Annotated in this window: 24 protein-coding genes and 1 tRNA gene; 17 read left to right on the top strand and 8 right to left on the bottom strand. The window is 38.8% G+C overall.

Features of this window, described 5'->3' with window-relative positions; translation table 11 throughout:
• Positions 1 to 34: 34 nt before the first annotated feature.
• Both BUB03_RS06480 and BUB03_RS06475 read right to left on the bottom strand, forming a co-directional pair.
• Positions 35 to 448 carry a thiol-disulfide oxidoreductase DCC family protein gene (locus BUB03_RS06480; RefSeq protein WP_073061191.1) on the bottom strand — a complete coding sequence of 138 codons (414 nt, stop codon included), beginning with the start codon at positions 446 to 448 and terminating at the stop codon, positions 35 to 37.
• Positions 449 to 459: 11 nt separating this feature from the next.
• Entirely contained in the window at positions 460 to 921 is a 462-nt protein-coding gene (locus BUB03_RS06475; protein WP_073061189.1) for a heme-binding domain-containing protein, read from the bottom strand.
• 324 nt (positions 922 to 1,245) lie between these two features.
• On the opposite strand from BUB03_RS06475, the gene katG reads away from it, so the two are divergent.
• Both katG and BUB03_RS06465 read left to right on the top strand, forming a co-directional pair.
• On the top strand, positions 1,246 to 3,525 hold the full coding sequence (katG, locus tag BUB03_RS06470; protein ID WP_073061186.1) for a catalase/peroxidase HPI: 2,280 nt from the start codon (positions 1,246 to 1,248) through the stop codon (positions 3,523 to 3,525).
• Positions 3,526 to 3,660: 135 nt separating this feature from the next.
• Positions 3,661 to 4,893 carry an autotransporter outer membrane beta-barrel domain-containing protein gene (locus tag BUB03_RS06465; RefSeq protein WP_073061183.1) on the top strand — a complete coding sequence of 411 codons (1,233 nt, stop codon included), beginning with the start codon at positions 3,661 to 3,663 and terminating at the stop codon, positions 4,891 to 4,893.
• Between the two features lie 74 nt (positions 4,894 to 4,967).
• On the opposite strand, the gene BUB03_RS06460 is transcribed toward BUB03_RS06465, so the two are convergent.
• Positions 4,968 to 5,038: transfer RNA gene (locus tag BUB03_RS06460), tRNA-Gln, on the bottom strand.
• Positions 5,039 to 5,295: 257 nt separating this feature from the next.
• Here BUB03_RS06460 and der point away from each other — a divergent pair.
• Together der and upp are read left to right on the top strand one after the other, a co-directional pair.
• Entirely contained in the window at positions 5,296 to 6,606 is a 1,311-nt protein-coding gene (gene der / locus BUB03_RS06455) for a ribosome biogenesis GTPase Der (protein ID WP_040998162.1), read from the top strand.
• Positions 6,607 to 6,682: 76 nt separating this feature from the next.
• Positions 6,683 to 7,336, top strand: a complete 654-nt coding sequence (gene upp / locus BUB03_RS06450; protein ID WP_040998160.1) for a uracil phosphoribosyltransferase — start codon at positions 6,683 to 6,685, stop codon at positions 7,334 to 7,336.
• Here upp and BUB03_RS06445 read toward each other — a convergent pair whose 3' ends face one another.
• From BUB03_RS06445 to BUB03_RS06435, 3 genes are all read right to left on the bottom strand, one after another.
• The gene (locus tag BUB03_RS06445) at positions 7,337 to 8,029 is read right to left on the bottom strand and encodes an alpha/beta fold hydrolase (protein ID WP_073061180.1); all 693 of its coding nucleotides are present in this window, start codon (positions 8,027 to 8,029) and stop codon (positions 7,337 to 7,339) included. It lies immediately after the preceding gene.
• Between the two features lie 199 nt (positions 8,030 to 8,228).
• A complete protein-coding gene (locus BUB03_RS06440) occupies positions 8,229 to 8,882 on the bottom strand; it encodes a ComF family protein (protein WP_073061177.1) in 654 nt (217 codons plus the stop codon).
• Positions 8,883 to 8,947: 65 nt separating this feature from the next.
• Positions 8,948 to 10,435, bottom strand: a complete 1,488-nt coding sequence (locus BUB03_RS06435) for a helix-turn-helix domain-containing protein (RefSeq protein WP_073061174.1) — start codon at positions 10,433 to 10,435, stop codon at positions 8,948 to 8,950.
• A gap of 124 nt (positions 10,436 to 10,559) precedes the next feature.
• Between BUB03_RS06435 and aceB the strand changes: the two genes are divergently transcribed.
• From aceB to BUB03_RS06420, 3 genes are all read left to right on the top strand, one after another.
• Positions 10,560 to 12,137, top strand: coding sequence for a malate synthase A (gene aceB / locus BUB03_RS06430; RefSeq protein WP_073061172.1), 1,578 nt, complete (start codon positions 10,560 to 10,562; stop codon positions 12,135 to 12,137).
• A gap of 118 nt (positions 12,138 to 12,255) precedes the next feature.
• Positions 12,256 to 13,536 (top strand): isocitrate lyase, encoded by a 1,281-nt coding sequence (gene aceA, locus BUB03_RS06425; protein WP_073061170.1) that lies wholly within the window; start codon positions 12,256 to 12,258, stop codon positions 13,534 to 13,536.
• Between the two features lie 125 nt (positions 13,537 to 13,661).
• Entirely contained in the window at positions 13,662 to 14,051 is a 390-nt protein-coding gene (locus BUB03_RS06420) for an acyl-CoA thioesterase (protein WP_073061351.1), read from the top strand.
• Positions 14,052 to 14,128: 77 nt separating this feature from the next.
• Here BUB03_RS06420 and BUB03_RS06415 read toward each other — a convergent pair whose 3' ends face one another.
• A complete protein-coding gene (locus tag BUB03_RS06415; RefSeq protein ID WP_073061167.1) occupies positions 14,129 to 15,568 on the bottom strand; it encodes a WG repeat-containing protein in 1,440 nt (479 codons plus the stop codon).
• Positions 15,569 to 15,629: 61 nt separating this feature from the next.
• Here BUB03_RS06415 and BUB03_RS06410 point away from each other — a divergent pair, with 61 nt between their 5' ends.
• From BUB03_RS06410 to BUB03_RS06395, 4 genes are all read left to right on the top strand, one after another.
• Positions 15,630 to 16,076 (top strand): 6-pyruvoyl trahydropterin synthase family protein, encoded by a 447-nt coding sequence (locus BUB03_RS06410; RefSeq protein ID WP_040998146.1) that lies wholly within the window; start codon positions 15,630 to 15,632, stop codon positions 16,074 to 16,076.
• 26 nt (positions 16,077 to 16,102) lie between these two features.
• Positions 16,103 to 16,894 carry a UDP-2,3-diacylglucosamine diphosphatase gene (locus tag BUB03_RS06405; RefSeq protein ID WP_081780220.1) on the top strand — a complete coding sequence of 264 codons (792 nt, stop codon included), beginning with the start codon at positions 16,103 to 16,105 and terminating at the stop codon, positions 16,892 to 16,894.
• Between the two features lie 181 nt (positions 16,895 to 17,075).
• Entirely contained in the window at positions 17,076 to 18,059 is a 984-nt protein-coding gene (locus tag BUB03_RS06400) for a LuxE/PaaK family acyltransferase (protein WP_073061165.1), read from the top strand.
• A gap of 30 nt (positions 18,060 to 18,089) precedes the next feature.
• Positions 18,090 to 18,635, top strand: coding sequence for a hypothetical protein (locus tag BUB03_RS06395; RefSeq protein ID WP_040998144.1), 546 nt, complete (start codon positions 18,090 to 18,092; stop codon positions 18,633 to 18,635).
• A 111-nt stretch (positions 18,636 to 18,746) separates the two neighbouring features.
• Here BUB03_RS06395 and aqpZ read toward each other — a convergent pair whose 3' ends face one another.
• The gene (gene aqpZ / locus BUB03_RS06390) at positions 18,747 to 19,466 is read right to left on the bottom strand and encodes an aquaporin Z (RefSeq protein ID WP_394359171.1); all 720 of its coding nucleotides are present in this window, start codon (positions 19,464 to 19,466) and stop codon (positions 18,747 to 18,749) included.
• A 215-nt stretch (positions 19,467 to 19,681) separates the two neighbouring features.
• Here aqpZ and BUB03_RS06385 point away from each other — a divergent pair, with 215 nt between their 5' ends.
• From BUB03_RS06385 to BUB03_RS06360, 6 genes are all read left to right on the top strand, one after another.
• Positions 19,682 to 20,302: a DUF5715 family protein gene (locus BUB03_RS06385; protein ID WP_073061162.1), complete on the top strand. Its 621-nt coding sequence runs from the start codon at positions 19,682 to 19,684 to the stop codon at positions 20,300 to 20,302.
• Between the two features lie 151 nt (positions 20,303 to 20,453).
• A complete protein-coding gene (locus tag BUB03_RS06380; protein WP_073061160.1) occupies positions 20,454 to 21,191 on the top strand; it encodes a hypothetical protein in 738 nt (245 codons plus the stop codon).
• Between the two features lie 18 nt (positions 21,192 to 21,209).
• Positions 21,210 to 21,833: a hypothetical protein gene (locus tag BUB03_RS06375; RefSeq protein WP_073061158.1), complete on the top strand. Its 624-nt coding sequence runs from the start codon at positions 21,210 to 21,212 to the stop codon at positions 21,831 to 21,833.
• Between the two features lie 65 nt (positions 21,834 to 21,898).
• A complete protein-coding gene (locus tag BUB03_RS06370) occupies positions 21,899 to 22,612 on the top strand; it encodes a sensor histidine kinase (protein ID WP_228417780.1) in 714 nt (237 codons plus the stop codon).
• Complete coding sequence (locus BUB03_RS06365; RefSeq protein ID WP_040998135.1) at positions 22,581 to 23,258, top strand: response regulator transcription factor; 678 nt, start codon at positions 22,581 to 22,583, stop codon at positions 23,256 to 23,258. Before BUB03_RS06370 ends, BUB03_RS06365 begins: the two co-directional genes overlap by 32 nt.
• A 149-nt stretch (positions 23,259 to 23,407) precedes the next feature.
• Entirely contained in the window at positions 23,408 to 24,751 is a 1,344-nt protein-coding gene (locus BUB03_RS06360) for a T6SS phospholipase effector Tle1-like catalytic domain-containing protein (RefSeq protein WP_073061156.1), read from the top strand.
• Positions 24,752 to 24,865: the final 114 nt, after the last annotated feature.

Raw genomic sequence — 24,865 nt, 5'->3', positions numbered from 1 at the left:
AGCCGAAACTTAATGACTGCATTCATCAAAAAAATTATACTTCAATAAATTTTTTCTTTTGATCACGGTCCGGAAGGAAACATTTTTGGTTGGCCAGCTTCATTCTGTTTTCAGAAACAAGATTATAAATTTTGTCACTTAAAAAAGCAGGGATTATTTTCCCAATGGCTGATAGTTTATAAATCCCACCCAGAATATTAGCGATTTGCAGTACAGCCCGGGATTTGATAAAGTAATACTGGTTAGGTTTCCAAAGATAAAGCGTATTGAATACTTTAGTTTCCAGGCCTCTTTCAGAAAGGAATTTCTGCCCGAAATCAGACTGCAGGGAAGCGAACATAAACCTGTCATGCTGATCCCTTTCCAGGATCCACTGTACCCAGAAATTACAGACGCCGCAATCGCCGTCAAAAAATACAATATGCTTATCTTCCCACTTCTCCTTCATAACGTCTGATTTTAAAATACCATTTTTCTGTCCGTCTCTTCCTTTACTTTTTTAAAATATTCTACCAGTTGCTTACGTTGTTCCGCAGTAAGTTTGGCATCCTGATGTCCTACATAATAAGATTCCAGAGGCATTTCCTCTTTTTCAATCATTTCTATGCATTCTTCCAGTTTATGAGACTGTATTTTAGGTTCGTATACTGCAAAGGTAGAGAAATTAAGCTGCTTTCTGCCTTCATCAATATGATTTTTAACAAACCATGAAGCTGGTGAAATACTTGAGTACCACGGATATTGGGTTTCATTGGAATGGCAGTCGTAACAGGAAGTCCTGATGATCTTCGCAATAGGTTCCGGTGTCTTCTTGATCCTCAGGAAATCCATTCCGGGAGTAGGGGCCGGATTGGTTTTATCAATCGGGAAAAACTGTATAATAATAAATGCAACAAGTAATACAACCAGGATTTTTTTCATATCATTTTATTCTTAAAAGATAAAAATAATCAAATTTTATTAAATCGGAATGTATTGATTATCAAAATATAAAATCCACATTTGAATGATTCTAAATATGATCATTTGCTTTTGCTTTTTATACATCTGCTCTTGAATTTTTACTAACTTAATTGCATTATTTAATCTTTTAATGACATGCCTTAAGCAACTTAATAAAAATCATAAATAATAGTTTTTAACTATTGTTTAAATAAGAATTAATAGATTGTATTTATTGCTGAAGCTTTGTAAGTTTGTCAGGTACTAAAATAAACTGTATCAATAACATTAAAAATTAACTATATGGAAAAAGATTCAAACGACATTAGTAAATGCCCGTTTCATAACGGAACGATGAAAAAAGAAGCTGTGGCCGGCGGAGGAACCAAAAATCTGGATTGGTGGCCGGATCAGCTGAGAGTGGATATTCTGCGCCAGCATTCATCCCTTTCCGATCCTATGGATAAAGATTTTAATTATGCTGAAGCATTTAAAAGTCTCGATCTGGAAGCTGTAAAAAGAGACCTTCATGCTTTAATGACTGATTCTCAGGATTGGTGGCCGGCCGATTTTGGTCATTACGGGCCTCTGTTTATCCGTATGGCATGGCACAGTGCCGGGACATACCGTGTGGGAGATGGAAGAGGAGGTGCAGGAGCTGGACAGCAGCGTTTTGCCCCTTTGAATAGCTGGCCGGATAACGTTAGTTTAGATAAAGCCAGAAGACTCCTTTGGCCTATCAAACAAAAATATGGAAATAAGATTTCCTGGGCGGATCTTTTAATCCTTACCGGAAACATTGCTCTGGAATCAATGGGATTCAAAACATTCGGATTTGCAGGAGGGCGTGCGGATGTATGGGAACCGGATATGGATGTGTACTGGGGTTCGGAAAAAACATGGCTTGGAGGAGATTTACGTTATGCTCACGGTTCAGAGGGCGTAGTAGAAGGAAGAGCAGTGCTTCCGACGGATGATAATGCAGATGGTGATATCCATTCCAGAAATCTTGAAAAACCTCTTGCTGCCGTACAAATGGGGCTTATCTACGTAAATCCTGAAGGACCGGACGGAAATCCTGATCCTATTGCAGCCGCTAAAGATATTCGCGATACTTTCGGGCGTATGGCTATGAATGATGAGGAAACCGTAGCTTTAATTGCCGGTGGTCATACCTTTGGTAAAACCCACGGTGCAGGTCCTGCTGATCATGTAGGAAAAGAACCGGAAGCAGCCGGAATTGAACTTCAGGGATTGGGATGGAGCAGCACGTACAAATCAGGAAAAGGAACAGATGCCATTTCCAGTGGTCTTGAAGTGACATGGACAGAAACTCCGACACAATGGAGCAATTATTTCTTTAAAAATTTATTTGAGAATGAATGGGAATTGACTAAAAGCCCAGCCGGTGCCCACCAATGGGTAGCCAAAAGTGGAGAAGAGATCATTCCTGATGCCTTTGATCCTGAAAAAAAACACAGACCTACCATGCTTACCACAGACCTTTCCTTAAGGTTCGATCCGGCATATGAGAAGATATCAAGACATTTCTATGAAAATCCTGAAGCGTTTGCAGATGCTTTTTCCAGAGCATGGTTTAAGCTGACCCATAGAGATATGGGACCAAAAGCAAGGTATCTTGGACCGGATGTACCACAGGAAGAGCTGATATGGCAGGATCCTATTCCTGAAGTTAACCACGAATTGGTAAACGAAGCAGATATTGCTGCATTGAAAGAAAAAATAATCAGCTCAGGACTAAGTATTTCAGAACTTGTGACTACTGCATGGGCTTCTGCTTCTACATTCAGAGGAAGTGACAAGCGTGGAGGAGCAAACGGAGCCAGAATCAGGCTTGCCCCTCAAAAAGACTGGGAGGTAAATAACCCTGCCCGTCTTCAAAAAGTATTGGGAATTTTAGAAAATATTCAGAAAGAATTTAATGAAAGCCAGGCCGACGGTAAACAGGTTTCATTAGCTGATTTAATTGTTCTTGCAGGAAGCGCAGGAGTTGAAAAAGCAGCTAAAGATTCAGGACATTATATTAACGTTCCGTTTGTACCCGGTCGAATGGATGCTTCACAGGCTCAAACCGATATAGAATCTATGGGGTATCTGGAACCAGCAGCTGACGGATTCCGTAACTATCTTAAAAGAAAATTCAGTGTATCTACAGAGTCTTTATTGATTGATAAGGCACAGCTTTTAACCCTTACTGCTCCCGAACTAACGGTACTTATCGGAGGAATGCGTGCGTTGGATGCGAATTTTGACGGATCAAAGCACGGAGTATTTACCAATCGTCCCGGAGTACTTACCAACGACTTTTTTGTTAATCTTCTGGATATGGGAACACAATGGAAAGCAATTTCTGAAGATAATGAACTGTATATGGGTACAGACCGGTCAACTGGTCAGCCAAAATGGACAGCTACCCGCGCTGATCTTGTATTCGGATCCAATTCTGAACTAAGAGCCATTGCAGAAGTATATGCCAGCTCTGATGCTCAGGGTAAGTTTGTAAATGACTTTGTTTCTGCGTGGGTAAAAGTAATGAACGCAGACCGATTTGATTTAAAATAATCATTGATTTAACATAATATTGCGAAGACAGCTGTAAAAGCTGTCTTTTTTTATTGATTTTAATTTAAATTTATTAAAAAATGAATGGAATATCTAGATTAATTATATATTTGTTGAAAAACAAACAAATAGAATATGCTTAAAAAATTATTTCCTGCCTTCTTATTGGTAGGCTCTTTTAGCTTCGCACAAGTTGGAGTTAATACATCAATTCCCAATGCTACACTCGATGTAGTTGGCAACCCGGCTGATACTTCAAAATTTGACGGAATCATTGCTCCCAGGATTACAGGAGACCAGCTGAATGCAAAAAATTACACTTCCTTACAAACAGGATCATTGGTTTACGTAACTGCTGCCGGAGCTTTAACCGGACAAACTGCTGATGTAAATTCTCAAGGGTATTATTATTTTAACGGAGACCTGAATAAATGGGTAAAACTGAATTCAGGAATCATCTCTTCACCATGGAATATTCAAAATACAGCAAATCCTTCCACTGCCAATACTCAAAATATTTACCAGAACGGTAAAGTAGGGATTGGTTTTACAGCTGCTGATGCGGTTTCAGACAGACAGTTTGAAGTGAAGGGTGATATGAAGGCTCAGTATGGAAGCGGAACCAATTATTTCGGGATAGATACTAACCTTTTAGGGGTAGGTAACGGACTCTATTATTCTGATAACGTTGATATTTCTGCATCTACAACTTCAAGTATGTTTTTGGCTAGACCTGGAGTAAGCTCCATGCAATCTAATTATGGAAACGGTGGAGGAAGTATAGCCACATTTTCACAGGCTACGGGTGGCTCTTTTGGCTTGGTAGCCAGTAATCTGAATCAAAGTGTAAACGCTTCCGTATGGGGGATAAGTAATGGGACTATTGATAATCTGACATTGAGTCACAATGGAATTAATGCAAGTTCAACAGACATTGTTCTTGAAAAAACTAAGGGAGTTACTTTCTCCTATAAGGATGCTACAAGTACTCTTCAGGGCAATTATACTTTCCCGAGGACCAATGGGCAGGCCAATCAGGCATTGGTAACGGATGGAGCCGGAACACTTTCCTGGAAAGATACTTCGTCTCTGAATGCAAAAATAAGAACTTTAGCTTCAGGAACAGTTGCTGCTGACGATTATACGGTTCTCGTAACAGGAAATATATCTCTTCCTGCTGCAAGTACAGCCAATCAGGGGAAAATTTATAATCTGGTCAATGATACAGCTGCTACCGTTACGGTGAACGGAACATTCCGGATCAATGGAGGGAATTTTACCAATTACGATTTAAACAACAGTAATTTTGGAAGAGCGATTTCCGTACAAAGTAACGGATCTGCATGGGTTCTGATTTCGAGGTATTAGGATTCAATCTATATGATATAGATAATGGTTATTGTAAAAAAACTACCACTTGAATATCAAGTGGTAGTTTTTTGTAGACCCACAGGGATTCGAACCCCAGATGACTGAACCAAAATCAGTAGTGTTACCGCTACACCATGGGTCTTTGTTGTTTTTGGTGGCGCGAAATTATAAAAAATATTTCATTGAAAAAAGTATTTTTTCATAGTTGGGTGGCAATAAAGACTGTGGTAATATATAATTAAGTGATTTTTAATAAAATACAAAACCACTTTTTATTTTAAAAATTCATTGATATAAGGTCGGTTTTAGCATCTAAATAATAAAATCTTATCTTTGCAAAAAAATTGGGCTCCAAAAGTTGGAGATACCCATTAATAATTTCATTTATTAAACATTTTTATGTCAAATATTGTCGCAATCGTTGGGCGTCCCAACGTAGGAAAATCAACACTTTTTAACCGTTTGCTTGAAAGAAGGGAAGCCATTGTAGATTCTACAGCTGGTGTTACCAGAGATCGTCATTACGGGAAATCCGATTGGAACGGAGTAGATTTTACAGTTATAGATACCGGCGGATATGATGTAGGAACGGATGATATTTTTGAAGAAGAAATCCGTAAGCAGGTTCAGCTGGCAGTGGATGAAGCTACCTCTATCATTTTTATGATGAACGTAGAAGAAGGCCTTACTGATACCGATTATGAGATCTATCGTCTTTTAAGAAGATCAAACAAGCCGATCTACATTGTCATCAATAAAGTGGATTCTGCAAAAGAAGAACTTCCGGCTACAGAATTCTACCAGTTGGGTATAGATAAATATTATACACTTTCTTCCGCTACAGGTTCGGGAACCGGGGATCTTTTAGATGATATCGTTAAAGATTTTCCAACAACGGAATATAAAGATCCGTTTGAAGGATTGCCTAAAATTACCATTGCAGGACGTCCGAATGTAGGTAAATCTACTCTGACAAATGCTTTGCTGGACGTGGAAAGAAATATTGTAACCGATATTGCCGGGACTACGAGAGACAGTATTCAGACGCTTTACAACAAATTCGGTCACGAGTTTGTATTGGTAGATACCGCCGGAATGAGAAGGAAATCTAAAGTAAATGAAGATCTGGAATTCTATTCCGTAATGAGATCCATCCGTTCTATTGAATATTCTGATGTAGTGATCGTAATGGTAGATGCTACATTAGGATGGGAATCTCAGGATATGAATATCTTCGGGCTGGCTCAGAAAAACAGAAAAGGAATTGTAATTCTGGTAAATAAATGGGACCTTGTGGAAGACAAGCAAACCAATACCATGCGTGATTTCGAAAAAGTGATTAAAGATAAGATTGGACAGTTCAACGATATTCCTATTTTATTTGTTTCAGCTTTAACGAAGCAAAGAATCCTGAAAGCTGTGGAAGTGGCTATGCAGGTCTATGAAGACCGTAAAAAGAAAATCAAAACTTCAAAACTGAATGAAGTGATGCTTCCAATTTTTGAGCAGACACCACCACCGGCCAATAAAGGAAAATATATTAAAATCAAATACTGTGTACAGCTTCCGACGCCGTCTCCGCAGTTTGTATTTTTCTGCAACCTGCCACAGTATGTAAAAGAACCTTACAAAAGATTTACTGAAAACCAATTGAGAAAAGAATTCGGGTTCACCGGAGTTCCGATCGAAGTGTATTTCAGACAGAAATAAAAAATGATCCCTTTTAGATTTTTCTGAGAGGGATTTTATTCATATCCAATAATATATTAAACGTTTTTTCAGAATAATGAATACAATTGTGTTGTCAAAACAGTCTTCTTTAATAAACTCCTGGATTAATGAGCTTAGGAATGTAGACATCCAGCATGACCGAATGAGATTCCGTAGAAATATGGAACGTATTGGTGAAATTGCAGCTTTCGAGATCAGCAAAGGGCTGGAATATAAAGAAGTAGAGATCCAGACCCCTTTAGATAAGATTAAAGTTCAGGAAATAGCGGTTCAGCCCGTAATTACTACTATTCTGAGAGCAGGAGTACCTTTGTTTGAAGGAATTCTTAGCTATCTCGACAGGGCAGACTGTGGTTTCGTGGCCGCTTATAGAAAACACGACGCCAATGACTATTTCTCTATCAAGCAGGATTATCTGACTTGTCCGAATATCGAGGGAAGACCCTTAATTGTTGCGGATCCTATGTTAGCGACAGGAGCTTCACTGATTGAGGCCATCAAAGACCTATTGACCAACGGGACACCGACCCAGCTGCACATTGTAGCGGCAATCGCTTCCAGACAAGGTGTGGAAACCATTGAAAAAGCCTATCCCGATGCAAAAATCTGGGTAGGAGCCATTGATGAAGGTTTGACTTCAAAAGGATATATTACACCTGGACTTGGTGATGCCGGAGATTTAAGCTACGGCGAAAAATTACAACGATAACTATAACGAAAGATTCCAGAAATCTTTCATCAGATCAAATAATAAATTTGGCCGTACTTTTTCCATTGGGTGCTTTGTATCCGGGAGTATGGCCAATTTTGCATTCGGAATACTTTTGTATGCACTTACGCTTTCTTCAATGCTGACCATATTATCCTTATCCCCGGTCATGATCTGCACTGGAATATTGATGGCCCAGAGACTGCTCTCATTCAGTACCGGATTTTTTCCGAGAGAAACCATCAGATCTGCAACCGTAGGCAATAATTGCTTCCATTTTGAACCATGCTGTTTATCCAGCTGTTCAGCATATTGCGGAACTTTTAAAAGAATAGCTTCCGGATCAAGCATTTTACTTTCCTTTAAAACCTGTTCCTCAGTCCAGTCGAATTTTGTTCCCAGAGTCATGATGGAATTAATTCTTTCGGGGTGCCTTAAAGCACAGCAAAGAGCTGCATAACCTCCCATACTGTGTCCGAAAATACAAACATCATTTAGATTTTCTTTCTCCAGATAATCCTTTATTTCCTCAGTATATTTTTCAATACTGATCCCGTTTTCAGGGAGTTCTGTATTTCCATGGCCGGAAAATAAAAGAGTATGGACGTTGAAATGTTTTGACAACTCCTTTTCATAAGGCTTAAAAATATCGCTGTGTCCCAAAGCACCGTGAAGCAGAAGAATATTTTTCATGATCAATAGTTTGCTGAAAATTAGGAAAAAGAATCGGAAGATGAAAGATTATTGAGTTTCGGGTTTTTGAGTTACGAGTTTCGAATTTTGAGTTACGAGATCCAATTAGATATTCATCAATTCATCGAGACCTAACCCGCATCTCTAAACTTGCAACATAAAACTTTAAACCTTAAACTTTTCAACCCCAAACCCCTCATCACGCATCCACTGCCATCACCAGAACACTCACCTTATTCTCTCCCGCATTTAAAATTTCCCAGGCAATTGATGAAACTGTATTGCCCGTCGTAAAAACATCATCAATTAAAAGAACATGTTTCCCTGAAATAGGCTTTGATAGAGAAAAAGGATTCACAGTTTCCAGACGGTGCTTCTTATCTTTTAATGCCTGTGCTTTTGAATATTGATTCCTCTGTATGAGCTTATGATCAAAAGGAATGGAATAAAATTTTGATAAAGTTTCTGTAAATAAATGCAGCTGATTATAACCTCTTTCCCTTAGTTTTTTGGGGTGAAGAGGAACAGAAACCAGGATGTCTGGTTTTTCGTCTTTAAAGTCCAGGCGTTCTGTTGTCCATTCGGCAAGAATTTTTCCAGCATTTTCCCTGCTTTTGTATTTCAGTTCATGGATCAGTTTCCGGCTTAAGCCATTTTCCTCGAATTTCATTAGAGCATAGGTTTTTTCAACAGGAAACAGAAGTCTGCATTTTTCTTTAATAATACTATCACTGAAATAGTCAGCATGGGTAAAATGAATCTGTTCAAAGCATAAGCTGCAGACTAAAAGGTCCCCGTCAATGATCCTGCTGCAGTCTATACAGCGGTTTGGGAAAAATAAATCTAATATCATTTGTGTGTTTAATTAAAAAATAAAGATATAATAAATTAGATTTTAGAACGCAATTGGTAATTTCATTATTCATTATCCATTATCATCTGTTTCCTGATCTTCTCAATCGCATTCTTCATGCTAAGATTGAAATATTCTTTTTCCAGGCGTACCGGTGGTGCCTGTCTCACTTCACAGTCCGGAATGCTACAGGATTCACAGGTTACTCCTACATTAATCGTCTTTAAGGTCGGCGATTTTACAAAGCCAATCTTTTTAATAGTCTGTGTACTCAACAAAATTCCCAGACAGTAACTTCTGTTGCTGCCATCTGAAAACGGATTCCTTTGTGAGGTTGAAATCACAAGATAACTTACTCCCTGGTCTTTATAATGAGAGATCTGGGCATCTGTAAGGGTTTCGTTTTCTTTTAAATGGTGCAGGTTTTTCACAGCGATCCACCTTCGGCAGTAATGTTCGTTGGTGGCATTGGCATGAGGAGCCTGTTGATGGTTCAGGTGAAGCTCCTTCAGAATCTGGATCTTATCCGAATCTTTTTTCTTGACCAGGCACAGGTAAAACAAATCTTTAATCCCCAATTCAGAAGAAAGCAGGTTGGTAAGCCTGTAATAAAAAGTTTCAGGAGAATCTGTAAAATTTTCGATCAGTTCTTCAAAGCTTTTCGGTTCCCATGTATGTTGAAGAAGGAATTCTGTTGTTTTCTCAACCGTCTTTTCTTTAGAGATCAGCAGGGCTCCGGCGAAATATGAAGCATAAAAATTATTCAGTATTTCCTCAAAACTTCCAAAATCCAGCCATGAATACGTGTTGGGGCGAACTTTTAACTCCAGGACATTAAATCCGATCTCTTTAGCTAAGATAAAGGTTCGCTGATCTTTTTCGAGTTTTTCATTCAAAAGTAACAGCTTCTGTTCAGGAATAAAAAGAGAACGCAGATTATCCAGAGCTCCGAACTGTACGAAATCTTCAGATCTTATGCTGTAATTGAATTTTTCAGTAAGAATGTTTTCCAGTACCGAAGCTCTCAGGTCTTTGCTGATGTCAAGTCCGTTTTGCCGGATAAATTCTTTTGCTTTCTCTTCTATTTCAGGGAAATAATTATCATAAAGCTCCTGGAAAGACCGGAGCACAGCAAAATAAAAACGTTCTTTTCCCAGGTTATAATTCTGGGAAATTTCAATAAGGGCATTAATAAAAGCGGTTACTTTTTTGGGAGCATCACTGATAATGCTGATCAGGTTGTTTTTATTAATGCCAAAAAGATCCAGTGGTACTTCCTTGAAAAAATCCGATTGCAGGATTTCGTTAAAAGGTGCCAGGCTTTTATCAAGCTTGGTAGAGACCAGTTCATCAAAAGCACAGTTCAGTGATTCGGAAAGCAGGATGATCTTGTCATGCTTTGGATATTTCTTTCCATTTTCAATTTCGTTAAGGTAAGATTTGGACAGTCCTGTCTTTACGGCAAGATCCTGCAGAGACCAGTTTTTCTTTTGTCTCAGCTGTTTCAGCTTCAATCCGAATACCGTTTTGATATAATCACTTTCTGAATTCATAATCAAATATAAAGAATGATTGCGATTATTCGCATAATAATTTTTTAAAATAAATAGCGAACGTTCGCTATTTGTGAATATTTTTATTTATGTTTGTAATGTCAAATCACAAAATCAACAGGTTATGGAAACAAAGACACAACTGAAAATAAATGCTCAGAAGCAGTTTGAAGAGGTTTTTACTCCGGAATTGAGTGAATTTTTAATTGCCCTTCATCAGAACTTTAATCAAAAAAGATTAGATCTGTTAGAAGAAAGAAAAAAGACACAGCAGTTTTTCGATTCAGGCAACCTTCCGGGATTTTTACCCGAAACTGAAGAGGTGAGAAACGGAAACTGGACTTGTGCGCCGCTTCCGGATGATTTACTCGACAGAAGAGTAGAGATTACAGGACCTGTAGACCGCAAAATGATCATTAATGCACTGAATTCCGGTGCCAGAACTTTTATGGCTGATTTTGAAGACAGCAGCTCGCCCACCTGGGAGAACTGTATTCAGGGACAGATTAACCTGGCGGATGCAGTACGGCGAAATATAGACTTTAATGCTGAAAACGGGAAATCTTACCGGCTTAATGAAGAAACAGCTGTACTGCAGGTTCGTCCAAGAGGACTGCATCTTCCGGAAAAACACCTGGAGATCAACGGAGAAGAAGCTTCAGGCTCACTGACTGATTTTGGAATTTACTTTTTCAATAATGCAGAGCAGCTGCTGAAAAACGGAAGCGGCCCTTATTTTTACCTGCCTAAGCTGGAGCATTATAAAGAAGCCCGCTGGTGGAATGATGTTTTTGTTTTTGCCCAAAACTACCTGGGGATTCCTTCAGGAACCATTAAAGCTACTGTTTTGATTGAAACGATTACAGCTTCATTTCAGATCGATGAAATTTTATTTGAATTAAAGGAGCACAGCGCAGGTCTGAACTGTGGCAGATGGGACTATATTTTTTCATTCATCAAAAAATTCAGAAATTTTTCCGGGTTTATGATTCCGGACAGAGACCAGGTAACCATGGCTTCACCTTTTATGAGCGCCTATTCAAAGAGAGTAATTGAAATCTGTCATAAAAGAAACGTTCATGCTATAGGAGGAATGGCTGCCCAGATTCCTGTGAAAAACGATGATGAGGCGAACAACGCTGCTTTTGAAAAAGTAAGAAAAGATAAAGAAAGAGAAGTGAACAATGGTCATGACGGCACCTGGGTAGCACATCCGGCTTTGGTTTCTGTTGCAACAGAAGTTTTTGATCGTCATATGCCTGAAAAGAATCAGATTGATAAAAAATTTGAATATCATATTAAAGAAAAAGATCTCCTGGAAGTTCCGCAAGGTGAAATTACAGCGAAAGGAGTCAGAAAGAACATCAATATTGGAATTCTGTACTTGGAAAGCTGGCTGATGGGAACCGGCGCAGCAGCGATTTACAACCTGATGGAAGATGCAGCAACTGCCGAAATTTCAAGAACGCAGCTCTGGCAATGGCTGAGAAATGAAGCAAAGCTTGATAACGGTCAGGTCCTGACCCGTGAAATGATCCTTCAATGGGAGGCTGAAGAAATCGAAAATATTGAAAAATATGTAGGTGAAGAACGTTTCAAACATGGAAAATTCAACCTTGCAAAAGAGCTTTTCAATGAACTGGTATTTGCAGAAAAATTCGAGGAATTCCTCACTTTGAAAGCGTACCCTTTTATTGAGTAAGAGAGTGGGAGTAGGAGAGTTTATGAGGGAAAAAAGAAAAGATCCTATTCATAATTTATCATAAACATTTCCCTAATCCCTGCAACCTAATCCCTAATTAACAATAAATCCAAATATTATGAAAACAAGACAAGAACAGATCCATGCTATAGAACAGGATTGGCTGAATAATCCTCGCTGGAACGGAGTAAAAAGAACGTATACCGCTGAAGAAGTATTAAAGCTGCGCGGTTCTTATAAGATTGATTATACCATTGCAACAGAAATGTCCAAAAAATTCTGGGATAAACTGAATAATCAAAATTATGTAGCCGGACTTGGCGCCTTAACGGGTAACCAGGCGGTTCAGGAAGTGGATGCCGGACTTGAAGCCATCTATCTTTCAGGGTGGCAGGTGGCTGCGGATGCCAACCTTTCAGGGGAAATGTATCCGGACCAGTCACTGTATCCTGCCAATTCAGTACCTTCTGTAGTGAAAAAGATCAATAATGCCTTACTGAGAGCAGATCAGGTCCAATCCGTGAGTGGAAACGGGAATAAAGAATATCTGGTTCCCATCATTGCAGATGCAGAAGCAGGATTCGGCGGAAATTTAAATGCTTTTGAACTGATGAAACAGATGATTGAGGCAGGGGCAGCAGCAGTGCATTTTGAAGATCAGCTTTCTTCAGCCAAAAAATGCGGCCATCTGGGAGGGAAAGTTTTGGTTCCGACTCAGGAAGCCATTAATAAACTCATTGCAGCCCGTCTGGCTTCTGATGTATTGGGTGTGCCAAGTATCATTATTGCGCGAACAGATGCTGATGCTGCGGATCTTCTGACTTCGGATATTGATGACAGGGATAAAAAATTTGTGACCGGAGAAAGAACTTCCGAAGGTTTCTATGTAGTGAAAAATGGAGTAGAGCAGGGAATTGACAGGGGATTATCGTATGCTCCTTATGCAGACCTGATCTGGATGGAAACCTCCAATCCTGACCTGGAGCAGGCCAGAAAATTTGCTGAAGGCATCCATGCTCAGTTTCCGGGAAAAATGCTGGCTTATAACTGTTCACCGTCATTCAACTGGGCAGCAAGGCTTAGTGTGGAAGAAATGGCCAGTTTCCGTGAAGAGCTTGCCAAAATGGGCTACAAATTCCAGTTTATCACACTGGCAGGTTTCCATGCCCTGAATACAGCGATGTTTGAGCTTGCTTTAGCTTATAAAGAAAGAGGAATGGCAGGATATTCCGAGCTTCAGGAACGTGAGTTTGCCCTTCAGCAGAAGGGTTTCAGGGCGGTAAAACACCAGTCGTTTGTAGGCACAGGATATTTTGATGAGGTTCAGAATGTGGTGACCAACGGATCTTCTGCAACAGTAGCAATGAAAGATTCTACAGAAACCGCACAGTTTCATTGATCATTTTCCATATTACATAAATTTTTAGTTGTGAACCTTCTCAGTTTTGGGAAGGTTTTTCGCTTTGAAGAATGTTTGAAGCTTTAAAGTCCATATCTTTGACTGATCATGAAGAAGAAATACCAATGAATTTAATTTATCAAAAACAGATTGAGGTAACAAAAGAGCATATAGACCAGAACAACCATGTCAATAATGTGCAGTATGTCCATTGGGTAGAAGAAATAGCAGGCGAGCACTGGGAAAAAGTAAAGGATAAAACAGAGTATCCCGAAGATATCTGGATGCTTGTTGATCATCATATTCAATACAAAAAGCAAGTCTATCTCGGAGATATACTTACCGTTAAAACCTATCCGAAGCCTCCTGAAGGCATCAGGCAGCCCAGAAAAGTGGAGTTTTACTGTAATGATCAGCTTGTAGTGGATTCAGATACGCTTTGGGTATTGGTTGATCTGAAAACCCAGAAGATTAAAAGACTGGAAAGTAACTGGCTGGATAAGCTTTCACAATAATCGTGCTTAGAAACCGCTGTTTTTCCAAGCTATCAATTTAATTATGATTGCCCTATTAAGTGACTGATCCATTGCAGTCAGAACTTATAAGCCAGTACACCGCAGTTTTCTTTAAATTCGTCTAAATCTTTAGTACTTTCCGAATCATATAGCTGCTTAACTTCCTTAAGACTGATTTCTTTGACGATATTTCCGTGCAGGTCCAGCAAATACCATTCTCCACCTGCTACGGCATGTTCATCCGGATATTCTTCTGGTCTCTTCCAGTCACTGTACTCATTATACAGATCGAATTTATATACTTTCCCGTTTTTGTTAGCCAGATATAATTCAGGATTTAGTTCCTCGATCCATTCATATTCAAAAGGAACAATTATTTCCGATTTCAGATTGATTATTCCCCATTTGCCCTTTCCTAATTCAAGGCCGGCGCTGGTATACAGGTCCTCATTGTCACCAATAATTCTGGGGCTGATATTTTCATTAAACTCATCACTAAAGGTCCACGAAAAATCTCCCTTAAATGCTTTTAATTTTGTAGAATCATAAGTCCAGTCCAGATAATCATATTCGGGGGTAGTCTCAATACCATGATGATTTAAAATACCCCATTTCTTGTGACCATCAAAAAATCGTACCCATGAGTTCTTTTGATCAGCCATCTGGCCTTCTGTAATTTTAACTTTGGTTTTATCAGCAAAAAAATGAAGACAGATATTATTCTCGCTTTGAGATAAGGCAGAATCTAAAGTATCATTAACAAATATTTTTTCATAAAACCCATCAATTAAAAATTCATTCTGATGGTTAACCAGACTGAATCTTCTTTCCTGCTCGATGATATAAACCGTGTGAGAATGTATTTTCTCAGCAAACTGTAAACTGATTTCAGTGAAAACATTCTCTTTTTCATTAAATGCAATACCTGGGATACGATTGGGAATGTGTCCTTTTTCCTCTTTTATAAAACGCCCTTTTGTGTCAAAATAAAACAGCTTTTTGATAAAATTGTCCGAATCTTCCTCATTGTCAGGAAACATGGAAGCACAAAATACACTGAACTCTTTATAATATCTTATTTCATTAAAATACGGAAGGATCAGGATACTGCTGTTTTTAGAGTCCATCACTCCCGTCAGGTGAAAATAGTTTTTTTCAAAAAAATGATCAAATGGCTGGGAACATTTGTTGATGTTAAAATTTACCTGATACAGAAGATTTTGATATTCCCACAGGACAGAAAAAGGATGTTGCTGATTTTTAAAATGAAGAAAATGCTGATCATCTTTAACAATTACCGGATAAGCTGCCATAAAATCATTGCTTCTATGGTTTTCCAGAGAAACATGCTCAAGATATTCACGGAAATCCAGATCCGGAATGAATTTATAATCAAATCTGTTGGCTTTTTCCTGTTCCTGAATTTCCTCATCCGTATAGATCTGGTCTTTTCCAAGATAGGTTCTTATAAAATGATGGGCTTTTTTGAACTCAGCATCCATATTATCGTTATCCATTTTGTAATTTTAAATCAAAGCTAAAATAATTAATTTCAAACTTAAGCCTTATCTTTGCATTATGATACGGATTACAAAAATTTTCACATTCGAAACAGCCCATGTGCTGTATAATTACGATGGGAAATGTAAAAATATGCACGGACATTCCTATAAGCTGTTTGTAACAGTGAAAGGAAGACCCGTTAATGATTTGGAGAATCCCAAAAACGGGATGGTGGTGGATTTTGGAGATATTAAAAGTATCGTGAAATCTGAAATCGTGGATGTATGGGATCATGCGGTTCTTGTTAATGCACTGTCTCCCCATAAAGAACTTGGTGAAGATCTTGAAAATAAAGGTCACAAAGTAATTTACTGCAGTTTTCAGCCTACCTGCGAAAATATGCTGTATGCCATTGCAGCAAAAATAAAATCGAAACTTCCGGCTGAGGTATCTCTGGCCTATCTTAAACTTCACGAAACGGAAAACTCCTATGGAGAATGGTTCGCAGAAGACAATAAGTAACAGTATGTACATTAAAACTCAGACCGGTGTTAAAAACGATCATTAATTTAGAACCTGGAAAAAAAGTCTATTTCGCTTCAGACCAGCATTTTGGCGCTCCAAATCCTAAGGAAAGTAAGATGCGTGAAGAGAAATTCATCCGGTGGATGGACGAGATCAAGGAAGATGCACAGGTTTTGTTTTTAATGGGTGATCTGTTTGATTTCTGGCACGAATGGAAACACGTAATTCCTAAAGGATATGTGCGTGTCCTCGGGAAAATCGCCGAACTGAAAGACAGGGGAATCCATATTTATTTTTTTGTAGGAAACCATGATTTGTGGATGAAAGACTACCTGGAAGAAGAAATAGGATGTACCGTGTTTTACAAAAAACAGTATTTTGAGATGGGAGGGAAGCAGTTTCTCCTCGCTCACGGAGACGGTCTGGGACCAGGTGATAAGGGTTATAAAAGAATGAAAAAGCTGTTTACAAATCCTGTGGCACAGTGGTTTTTCAAATGGCTTCATCCCGATATTGCCATGAAAGTGGCTCTATATCTTTCCCAGAAAAATAAAATGATTTCCGGAGAAGAAGATAAAGCGTTCCTTGGTGAAGATAAAGAGTTTCTTATCATTTATTCAAAAGAGAAACTGAAGTCCGAGAAGTTGGATTACTTTATCTATGGGCACCGCCATCTCCCGATGGTGCTGGACCTGGAGCAGAAAGCAAAATACATTAACCTTGGCGACTGGATCTCTTACTTCACCTATGGCGTATTTGAAAAAGATTTCGAGCTGAAAACTTTTGCAGACGGGACAAAAAAAAATTACCCCTGAGCGGGGTAATTTTCGAATGAACCGAAGTCCACTCTTGTTTTTAATCCATATTCCGGTTAAGTAATTACAAGAACTTTACCAAAGTAGAATTCTTTGATTAAAAAAATATTAAAAAAATACATTTTTTAAATAACTCGCTATTTTTCAGTTATTTAATTAGTTTAAAAATAGTCTTTAAAAATTGAAAAATATATTCGATATACGGACAGAACAGGATTTTCTGGAGGCATCATTGGCAGCTTTTCGTTACCAATATGACCATATTGAGGTATATAGAAAGTTTGTGGATTTTCTGAAAATTAACCCCGATGAGGTGACTGATTTGGCTAAAATTCCTTTTCTGCCCATCGAGATGTTTAAAAACCATCAGATTTTAGACAGAAATGCAACAGCCGATCTGTATTTTCATAGCTCAGGAACTACCCAGATGAATCTTTCAAAGCATTTTATTGCAGATCCCGGGCTGTATGAAGAAAGCATCTCTAAAAGCTTTGAACAATTTATAGGAAAGCCCGAAGAGTTTGTATTTCTGGGTTTGCTGCCAAGTTACCTGGAGAAGCAGAATTCTTCTTTAATTTACATGGTAGATGATCTTATGAAAAAATCCGGAAAACCTGAGAACGGATATTTTCTTTACAACCATGCTGAGCTGTTCCAGCTTTTGAACGATTTAAAAGACAAAAAGGTCATTCTTTTCGGAGTATCCTTTGCTTTACTGGATTTCCTGGATTCCGTTGAATCTCTGGGACGTTCAATTACCGGATCTCAAAATCTGATCGTTATCGAAACCGGTGGAATGAAAGGCAGAAAAGAAGAAATGACCAAGGATGAGTTGCTGAAAATCCTGCAGAATGGCTTTAAAACTGAGAAGATTTATTCAGAATATTCAATGACAGAACTGCTTTCGCAGGCATATTCCCTGGGAAATAACGAATATCAATCCCCAAACTGGATGAAAATACTGGTTCGGAATGCAGAAGATCCTTTTTCCTATGAAAAGGAGGGACGGACCGGGGCAATTAATATTATAGACCTTGCCAATATCCATTCGTGCTGCTTTATTGCTACACAGGATTTAGGGAAAACCCTTCCGGGAGATAAATTTCAGGTATTGGGAAGGATAGATCATTCCGATATCCGCGGATGTAGTTTATTGGTTTCTTAATAGCAGCTGACAACATAAATACTACCTCTAATGCTGAAAATAGAAGAACTTGTTCACGCATATATTCATTCCCACTGTGATTTCGAAAAAGAAATTGTGCTGACGAACTATTTCCAGGCCGACTGGGAAGCGGATATGCTGTTCATAGATGCTGATGGATTCAGTCATGAAATTGAGATCAAGCTTTCAAAAAGTGATTTTAAAAACGATTTCAAAAAAGCATACCTCAATAAAGATACCGGGGAGAAATTCCTGAAACATGATAAAATTTCATGTGGTGACTATATGTGCAATGCTTTCAGTTTTCTTCTTCCGATGGGCATGATAGACCATGCTGTAATTCCGGAACATTGCGGAATTATAGAATTTTACCACAATGCAGATACCTGGGAAACCGAATTTTATCTTATCCGTAAGCCTAAAAGAGTCCATGAGGATTCCTACTGGAAGTTGAATGACAAAGATCTTTTTATCCGCAAAATGGCCCTGAATCTGTTGCAGCGTAAATTGGAGATCAAAGGAAAGCACGAAGAACTTATCTTTAAAAATCCTTTTGAGATCAAAAAAAACAAATAAAAAACTTTCGCATTCTGTTCCTGTCAATGTAAGTTCGGTAGAGAAATAATTTTTCGCCCATAAAAAAATCCTGCCGCCTGACAGGATTTTATATAAATATCAAAATTAATATTAATCAGTAACTTCAGCAGTATCTCTCTGAAGTAAAAACTTGTAGATCAAACCTCCTGTAATTCCTCCTAAAATAGGCGCCGCCCAGAACAGCCAAAGCTGAGACATGGCAAGCCCACCGGTGAAGACTGCCTGTGAAAGTGATCTTGCCGGGTTTACCGAAGTATTGGTGATAGGAATAGAAATAAGGTGAATCAGGGTAAGAGCTAAACCGATTGCAATACCTGCAAATTTACCGTTAGCCCATTTGTCTGTAGCTCCCATAATAACAATCAGGAAGAAAGCTGTCAGTAAAAACTCTGCAAGGAATGCTGCTCCCATGCTGAAAGCTTTCCCATTATAGACCGCCTCTCCGTAGAAATTCGTTGCAAAAGCTCCCGGTTTGGAAAAATCTACAGCACCTGAACCGCTAAGGATAACATACAGGCATCCTGCTGCAAGAAGAGCTCCCAGGCATTGCGCCACAACGTAAGGAATAAGATCTTTAGCGGAGAATCTGCCCCCTGCCAAAAGCCCGAAGGAAACCGCCGGATTGAAATGTCCGCCGGAAATATGGCCTACAGCATATGCCATCGTAAGAACCGTAAGACCAAAGGCTAATGCAACCCCTAAAAGGCCAATACCGATGTCGGGAACTCCGGCAGCAAATACTGCACTTCCGCAACCCCCGAAAACAAGCCAAAATGTGCCGAAAAATTCAGCAAAAAGTTTTTTTATCATATGTTTATTATTTAAATGCATCTCAAATGTAAAATTTAAATTTTAAAATTAAAAGATAAAATTTAAAAATCTTTTAAGATTCATTAAGATAGTATTGCACATTTATTAATTTGGTTTAATGTTTGTTGGGATTTTTTTTAAGAAGACATTATTCGTGAGTTGAATGATGTTTCATAAATGTTTATCTTTCGATTAGTAATTTAAAAGAGTGGTTAATGAGAAAGTTTTTTTGTGTAGCCTTTGTGCCCTTCATGTATAGCTTTTATTATTCGCAGGCAGCAAAAAAAGCATTCCCCTGCTATGATCTTGCAACAGTACTTAAAGTAGAGCCTACCTCCCTCTACAAACCGCATCTGGATGCTTCCAAAAGCTTTAATGTAAAATTGCTGAAAGATTCCAAAACAGTACAGAAATATATATCCGGCGGGAAATTTCACAAAATAAAAAAGAGCGGGAAAGGCTATCGTGTCCAGAAGCTTGATTACAGCAGACCTTACATGGTCTCTAAAGCGAAAGCCACTCTTGAAAAAATGGGAGCCAGATTCAGCAAGGAAACCAAAGGCCATACTTTTACCGTATCATCCATCACAAGGACATTAGAGGACCAGTGCAGGCTCAGAAGAGTCAATTCCAATGCTTCGCTGGGGATTAGTTCCCACAATTACGGAAACTCGTTTGATATTTCTTATATCAGGTTTAATGATGTGCTGAAGTATAATCCGAAAATGGAAACTGCACTTGAGAAAGTTTTAAAGTATTATGCAAATGCCGGCAGGATTTATTACATTAAAGAAAAGCAGCAGAGTTGTTATCACGTCACAGTGAGGAATTATTAAGCAGCCGGCTCGTCCCAAACCTCATTGTAATCTGGAAAATTTTAGATCGCTAAGATTAAATTAATCTTACAAATAATAAATTTATGATGCGATTATTTGTGCAGGATGTTTAGTTTGTATAATTTTATGCAACTAAATAAACCATGAACTTATGAACGAGAACGATTACAAACTGGCCGTTGCCGAATGGGGCAGATGCTTGTCAGATTATTCCAAAATTGCCAATTTAATTCCCACCAACTACATTTTCGAACTTTCATCAGAACAGATTGATAAAATCAAGCAGCAAAACAAATATGTGGACATCTGCGCAGAAGTCGGCATATATAACGGTGCAGTGGTTTTAATTTTCCTTCCTTTGGATTCACAGGGGCATATTGACAAAAGTATTACCGAATACCAGTACACTGTTCTGTGTCCGCTTAAATATGATCTGAGATTACAGGAAACCAAAGAATTTTCCATAACCAAAAATGCAGTTCTTTCCGGCAACCTTACCAAAGTGGATGATAATACCAGTACCTCTTTCCCGGTATCCGAACAGCCGGTTCTGGACCAGGATATCGCAGTAGAAGCTATTGAGCGCTGGAGAAATGAAGGAATGGAGTGGTTCTTCCGTGAATGCAACGAATTCGGTGGAGAAAGAGTTTTCAGAAGATTCTATATTCCGATGCAGGACCTTACCCATCCTTATCCTGAAGTGATCGGGATCAAGTGCTCTTTTGGGCTCAGATACAACGATATTTATCAGAGAATGCTGGTAACACTGATCTTTATCTCTTTCCATGAAATGTTACAAGAGGGAAACAGCGAAAGCATTATTTCCAATACCTACGACTGGGCGAAGCCATGTCCGCCTGTATGCCGTATCCCAGAACTTGGATCTTAAATACCAGGATAAATAGGAATGACAGATTTTTTCAAAGCCATTTTATTCCTGAATTATGCTCTGCTTCTGTCCGTTATACTTTTGGGAGCAGCAAAATACCGTATACTGAATAATAAAGAAAAGCAATATTTTCACTGTATTGCTTTCCTTTTTTTTATTGAGTTGCTGAACCTGGTTCTGCCTTATGTTTTCAATCTGAATGATACCTCGTTTCTCTACCCTTTATACATTGCCGGCGAATTTTTTCTGGTTACCGCTTTATTTATCAGAAAACTGAACCTCTCAAAATACTTTCTGGGAATTACAGCGTTGCTGGCATGTGGATTTATGATATCTAAATATGTGTTTGACTATCCGTTCAACAGTGATATTGTAAAGGTAATATCAAATATTATCATTGTCTGCCTTTCTGGGTTTACTTTGATCCGGGAAATCAGGGGCGTTTCTGCACAGAACCGTTTTCTTTTTGCAGATGCCGGTATCTTTTTCTACTATTCGGTTTCTGTATTTATTTTTATTATTCAGCACCAGATTGCGGACCTTTCAGAAGATGATTACTATATTATTCTCAGTGCTAATAATATTCTGTCAGGCATCTTATATTGTTCATTTTTATATACCTTCATCAAATTAAAGAAGTAACCTTAAATATTAGCCTGCTGATCCTTATAATTGTTACCATAACCGTTATAGTTTCGTTTATTCTCTTGGCTTACAGATCCTTCATCAGCAGGATCATTAAAGAAAAAAATGCCCAGCATGAAGCCGAAGTTCTTCATCAGAAAAACCTCGTGCTCGAAAATATCAAAGCCCAGGAAGAAGAAAGAAAAAGAATAGCCGTCATGATCCATGATGATATCGGGAACCGGCTCAATATCCTTTCCCTGTGGCTGAACAACCTCGATACACAGGGAGATGAAGTCATTAAAAAGAATATTTACAGCCAGATGTCTTCATTAATTGATGCGGCCCGGAGCATTTCCCATTCCTTATATCCTGTCAACCTGGAGTCTGTGGGCTTTGTTCTTTATGTGGAAGAGCTTATTGCCAATCTTTCTCATAAGATCAGTATTTCCATGAAGGTCATGCCCGGATATGAGAAAAAAGATATCTTTGTAGAAGTGCAGCTGTACCGGATCATTCAGGAATTTACAACCAATGTAATCAGACATTCCACCGCTACAGACCTTTGGATTTACATCAAAGATTATCCCCGGCACATGGCTGTTGTTATTTCTGATAACGGACAGGGATTTGATTATGATCTCGTGAAAAAAGGAATGGGCATCAAAAACATCGAATCCAGGATAAAATCCATGAATGCTTTACATAAATGGAAAAGTGCCCCGAATAAGGGAAGCCGTCTAATTATTTTAATTCCAAGAAACCATGAACTCCCAAATAAAAATAGCCTTAATTGATGATGAACAGCTGATCCTTGAAGGGGTGAAAATGCTGCTTTCCAACGAAAAAAACATATCCGTATGTCTTACCTCCAACAACGGCCCGGATTTTATTGAAAAGCTCGGAACCCTTTCTGAAGATGAATTCCCACACATAGCCCTTGTAGATGTACAGATGCAGCCCATGAACGGTTTTGAGCTGGTGGAAGTACTCAAAGAAAAATATCCTGACCTCCGGATTATTATTCTTTCTTCCCATTATAAAACCTCCATTCTGGGATATATGGTAAAATTAGGTGTTTCTGCTTTTCTCCCTAAAAATTCGGACAGGAAAACCTTCATCGAAGCCATTACCATGGTGTATAAAAATGGAGTTTTCTTTACGGCAGAAGATCACCAGATGCTTTTTACCTACATGAACAGCTCCGCAAAAAAGAAATCTCTTTTTGAAATGGAAGACGAGCTTTCCGAACGGGAAAAAGACGTGGTGAAGCTGATCTGCCAGGAATATACCAATAATGAGATCGGAGAAAAGCTATTCATCAGTCCGAGAACAGTAGAAAGCCATCGGCAGCGCATCCTGGAAAAAATAGGTGCCAAAAATACAGTGGGTATCGTTATCTATGCCGTAGTAAACAATATATATTCTCTTGATAAAATGTAATTCCGTAGAAATACGGAATTTTTTATTTGGTATTTTTCACGCTAGTATTGCTTTTCCTTCTTCCGTTAATTTGGAGATAAGTTTTTATGGCAGAATCACAAAATGAAGCTTTTACAAAAAACTTTCAATAATTAAAGCAAAACACAGCGATGGAAAATGATACCCTATTACCTGTCGGGATTTTTTTTGACGGAACCGGAAATAACGGAATCAATGCAGGTTCGGCAACCAGGCCGCCCGCCAATAATGAGAGCTATAAAGGAGCCCCGACGAATGTTTACAAACTGTTTAATATATTCAACGGGAACCATAAAATATATATCGAAGGAATAGGAACAGTCACAGGCAGTGAAGACAGCAATTTTGCTATGGCTACCTGCGTAAATCCTCCGGATTCCCAGGGATATTCTTCCGATGACAAACTTCAGAAAGCCAATGCTTTCGTAGAAAATCTGGTGACTGATAAAAATACTGATTATCATTTTTATATCTACGGATTCAGCAGGGGAAGTATGCTGGCAAGAGAATTTTGCAACCAGCTTGTCACGAATTATCCCACAGCAAATGTTACCATAAAGTTTCTGGGTGTTTTCGATACCGTTGAATCAAAGCCTTTCAATACCTATGATATGGCTCTGCCTCAGCAGGTAGAAAATGCCCTTCATATATGTGCCGTGAATGAATGCCGGTTCTTTTTCCCGCTCACCGGTTTTTTTGAAAACTCAAAGAATATGCAGGATACCCAAACAGAAACGGGAGGAGCCATATGGAAAGAAATCTTTGTTCCGGGAGCCCATGCTGATGTGGGGGGTGGGTACTTGCAGGCACCTCAGTCTGTATATGTTTCTACAGATTTTATTAATGCAGATGATTTACAGAATTATGTTTCAGACGTAAGAAATACAAAAACGGACGCTGAAGGAAACAAAATATGGGACGCTCTGCTTTCAGATTTTCAGGTAGAAAAAGGACTTGTACTGTCCCAGGCTTATGTTTCCAGGGAACTGGTCCTGAATACGTTGCCGTTTGTATACGGAAGAATCATGCTGACTGAAACCAATAATGCAACGCCGGGAATTTTCAGTACAGATCTTGCCAATTCCGGACTTGAGATTGTGGATGATCCTTTTCTGGCAGATTTTGAGGCAGATCTCACAGCGTATGTCAAAAGCTTTTTACCGGCTCTGAAACCTCATTATGATTATGCCGGTTTTGCAGACTATACCCATATTTCAGCTAACTTCGGAATGTACCACCATGATGTATTGCAGAAGTCGGCCGGTGAAATAGAAGCAGAGCTTATCAACATCGGGCTGAATGTACCCAGCAGCACATCCGTAGACCAGGGCATACAGACCAGATTTCTTACCGAACTGCATCTTCCTGAGGATAGTTTTGTCGTAGATTTTATGTATGGGACCAACGTTCCCAACAATGATATCTGGAGCCGTTCTATCGGGATAAAATCATTTGTTTCAAACAGAGTTAAATAGATCATACAAGTACTTTTCAGTTTTAAATTTAGGTTGCGAAGGGGTGTCTGTATAGGCACTCCTTTTTTAGCAAAAATGCAAAATAGCAAAACCTTAATGGTTATCAGCAAAAAT

This window comes from Chryseobacterium oranimense (assembly GCF_900129755.1).
GTDB lineage: Bacteria > Bacteroidota > Bacteroidia > Flavobacteriales > Weeksellaceae > Chryseobacterium > Chryseobacterium oranimense.
Note: the sequence above shows the minus strand (reverse complement) of the source record. Positions and strands in the feature narration are given on the sequence as shown.

Bases quoted from the DNA above. Each gene is read 5' to 3' on its own strand.
- BUB03_RS06465 (WP_073061183.1), top strand. From the start codon at position 3,661: ATGCTTAAAAAATTATTTCCTGCCTTCTTATTGGTAGGCTCTTTTAGC.
- BUB03_RS06480 (WP_073061191.1), bottom strand. From the start codon at position 448: ATGAAGGAGAAGTGGGAAGATAAGCATATTGTATTTTTTGACGGCGAT.
- BUB03_RS06380 (WP_073061160.1), top strand. From the start codon at position 20,454: ATGAACGAGAACGATTACAAACTGGCCGTTGCCGAATGGGGCAGATGC.
- BUB03_RS06415 (WP_073061167.1), bottom strand. From the start codon at position 15,568: ATGGATAACGATAATATGGATGCTGAGTTCAAAAAAGCCCATCATTTT.
- BUB03_RS06385 (WP_073061162.1), top strand. From the start codon at position 19,682: ATGAGAAAGTTTTTTTGTGTAGCCTTTGTGCCCTTCATGTATAGCTTT.
- aceA (WP_073061170.1), top strand. From the start codon at position 12,256: ATGAAAACAAGACAAGAACAGATCCATGCTATAGAACAGGATTGGCTG.
- BUB03_RS06445 (WP_073061180.1), bottom strand. From the start codon at position 8,029: ATGAAAAATATTCTTCTGCTTCACGGTGCTTTGGGACACAGCGATATT.
- aqpZ (WP_394359171.1), bottom strand. From the start codon at position 19,466: ATGATAAAAAAACTTTTTGCTGAATTTTTCGGCACATTTTGGCTTGTT.
- BUB03_RS06435 (WP_073061174.1), bottom strand. From the start codon at position 10,435: ATGAATTCAGAAAGTGATTATATCAAAACGGTATTCGGATTGAAGCTG.
- BUB03_RS06375 (WP_073061158.1), top strand. From the start codon at position 21,210: ATGACAGATTTTTTCAAAGCCATTTTATTCCTGAATTATGCTCTGCTT.
- upp (WP_040998160.1), top strand. From the start codon at position 6,683: ATGAATACAATTGTGTTGTCAAAACAGTCTTCTTTAATAAACTCCTGG.
- BUB03_RS06440 (WP_073061177.1), bottom strand. From the start codon at position 8,882: ATGATATTAGATTTATTTTTCCCAAACCGCTGTATAGACTGCAGCAGG.
- aceB (WP_073061172.1), top strand. From the start codon at position 10,560: ATGGAAACAAAGACACAACTGAAAATAAATGCTCAGAAGCAGTTTGAA.
- BUB03_RS06365 (WP_040998135.1), top strand. From the start codon at position 22,581: ATGAACTCCCAAATAAAAATAGCCTTAATTGATGATGAACAGCTGATC.
- katG (WP_073061186.1), top strand. From the start codon at position 1,246: ATGGAAAAAGATTCAAACGACATTAGTAAATGCCCGTTTCATAACGGA.
- BUB03_RS06420 (WP_073061351.1), top strand. From the start codon at position 13,662: ATGAATTTAATTTATCAAAAACAGATTGAGGTAACAAAAGAGCATATA.
- BUB03_RS06475 (WP_073061189.1), bottom strand. From the start codon at position 921: ATGAAAAAAATCCTGGTTGTATTACTTGTTGCATTTATTATTATACAG.
- BUB03_RS06410 (WP_040998146.1), top strand. From the start codon at position 15,630: ATGATACGGATTACAAAAATTTTCACATTCGAAACAGCCCATGTGCTG.
- der (WP_040998162.1), top strand. From the start codon at position 5,296: ATGTCAAATATTGTCGCAATCGTTGGGCGTCCCAACGTAGGAAAATCA.
- BUB03_RS06395 (WP_040998144.1), top strand. From the start codon at position 18,090: ATGCTGAAAATAGAAGAACTTGTTCACGCATATATTCATTCCCACTGT.
- BUB03_RS06360 (WP_073061156.1), top strand. From the start codon at position 23,408: ATGGAAAATGATACCCTATTACCTGTCGGGATTTTTTTTGACGGAACC.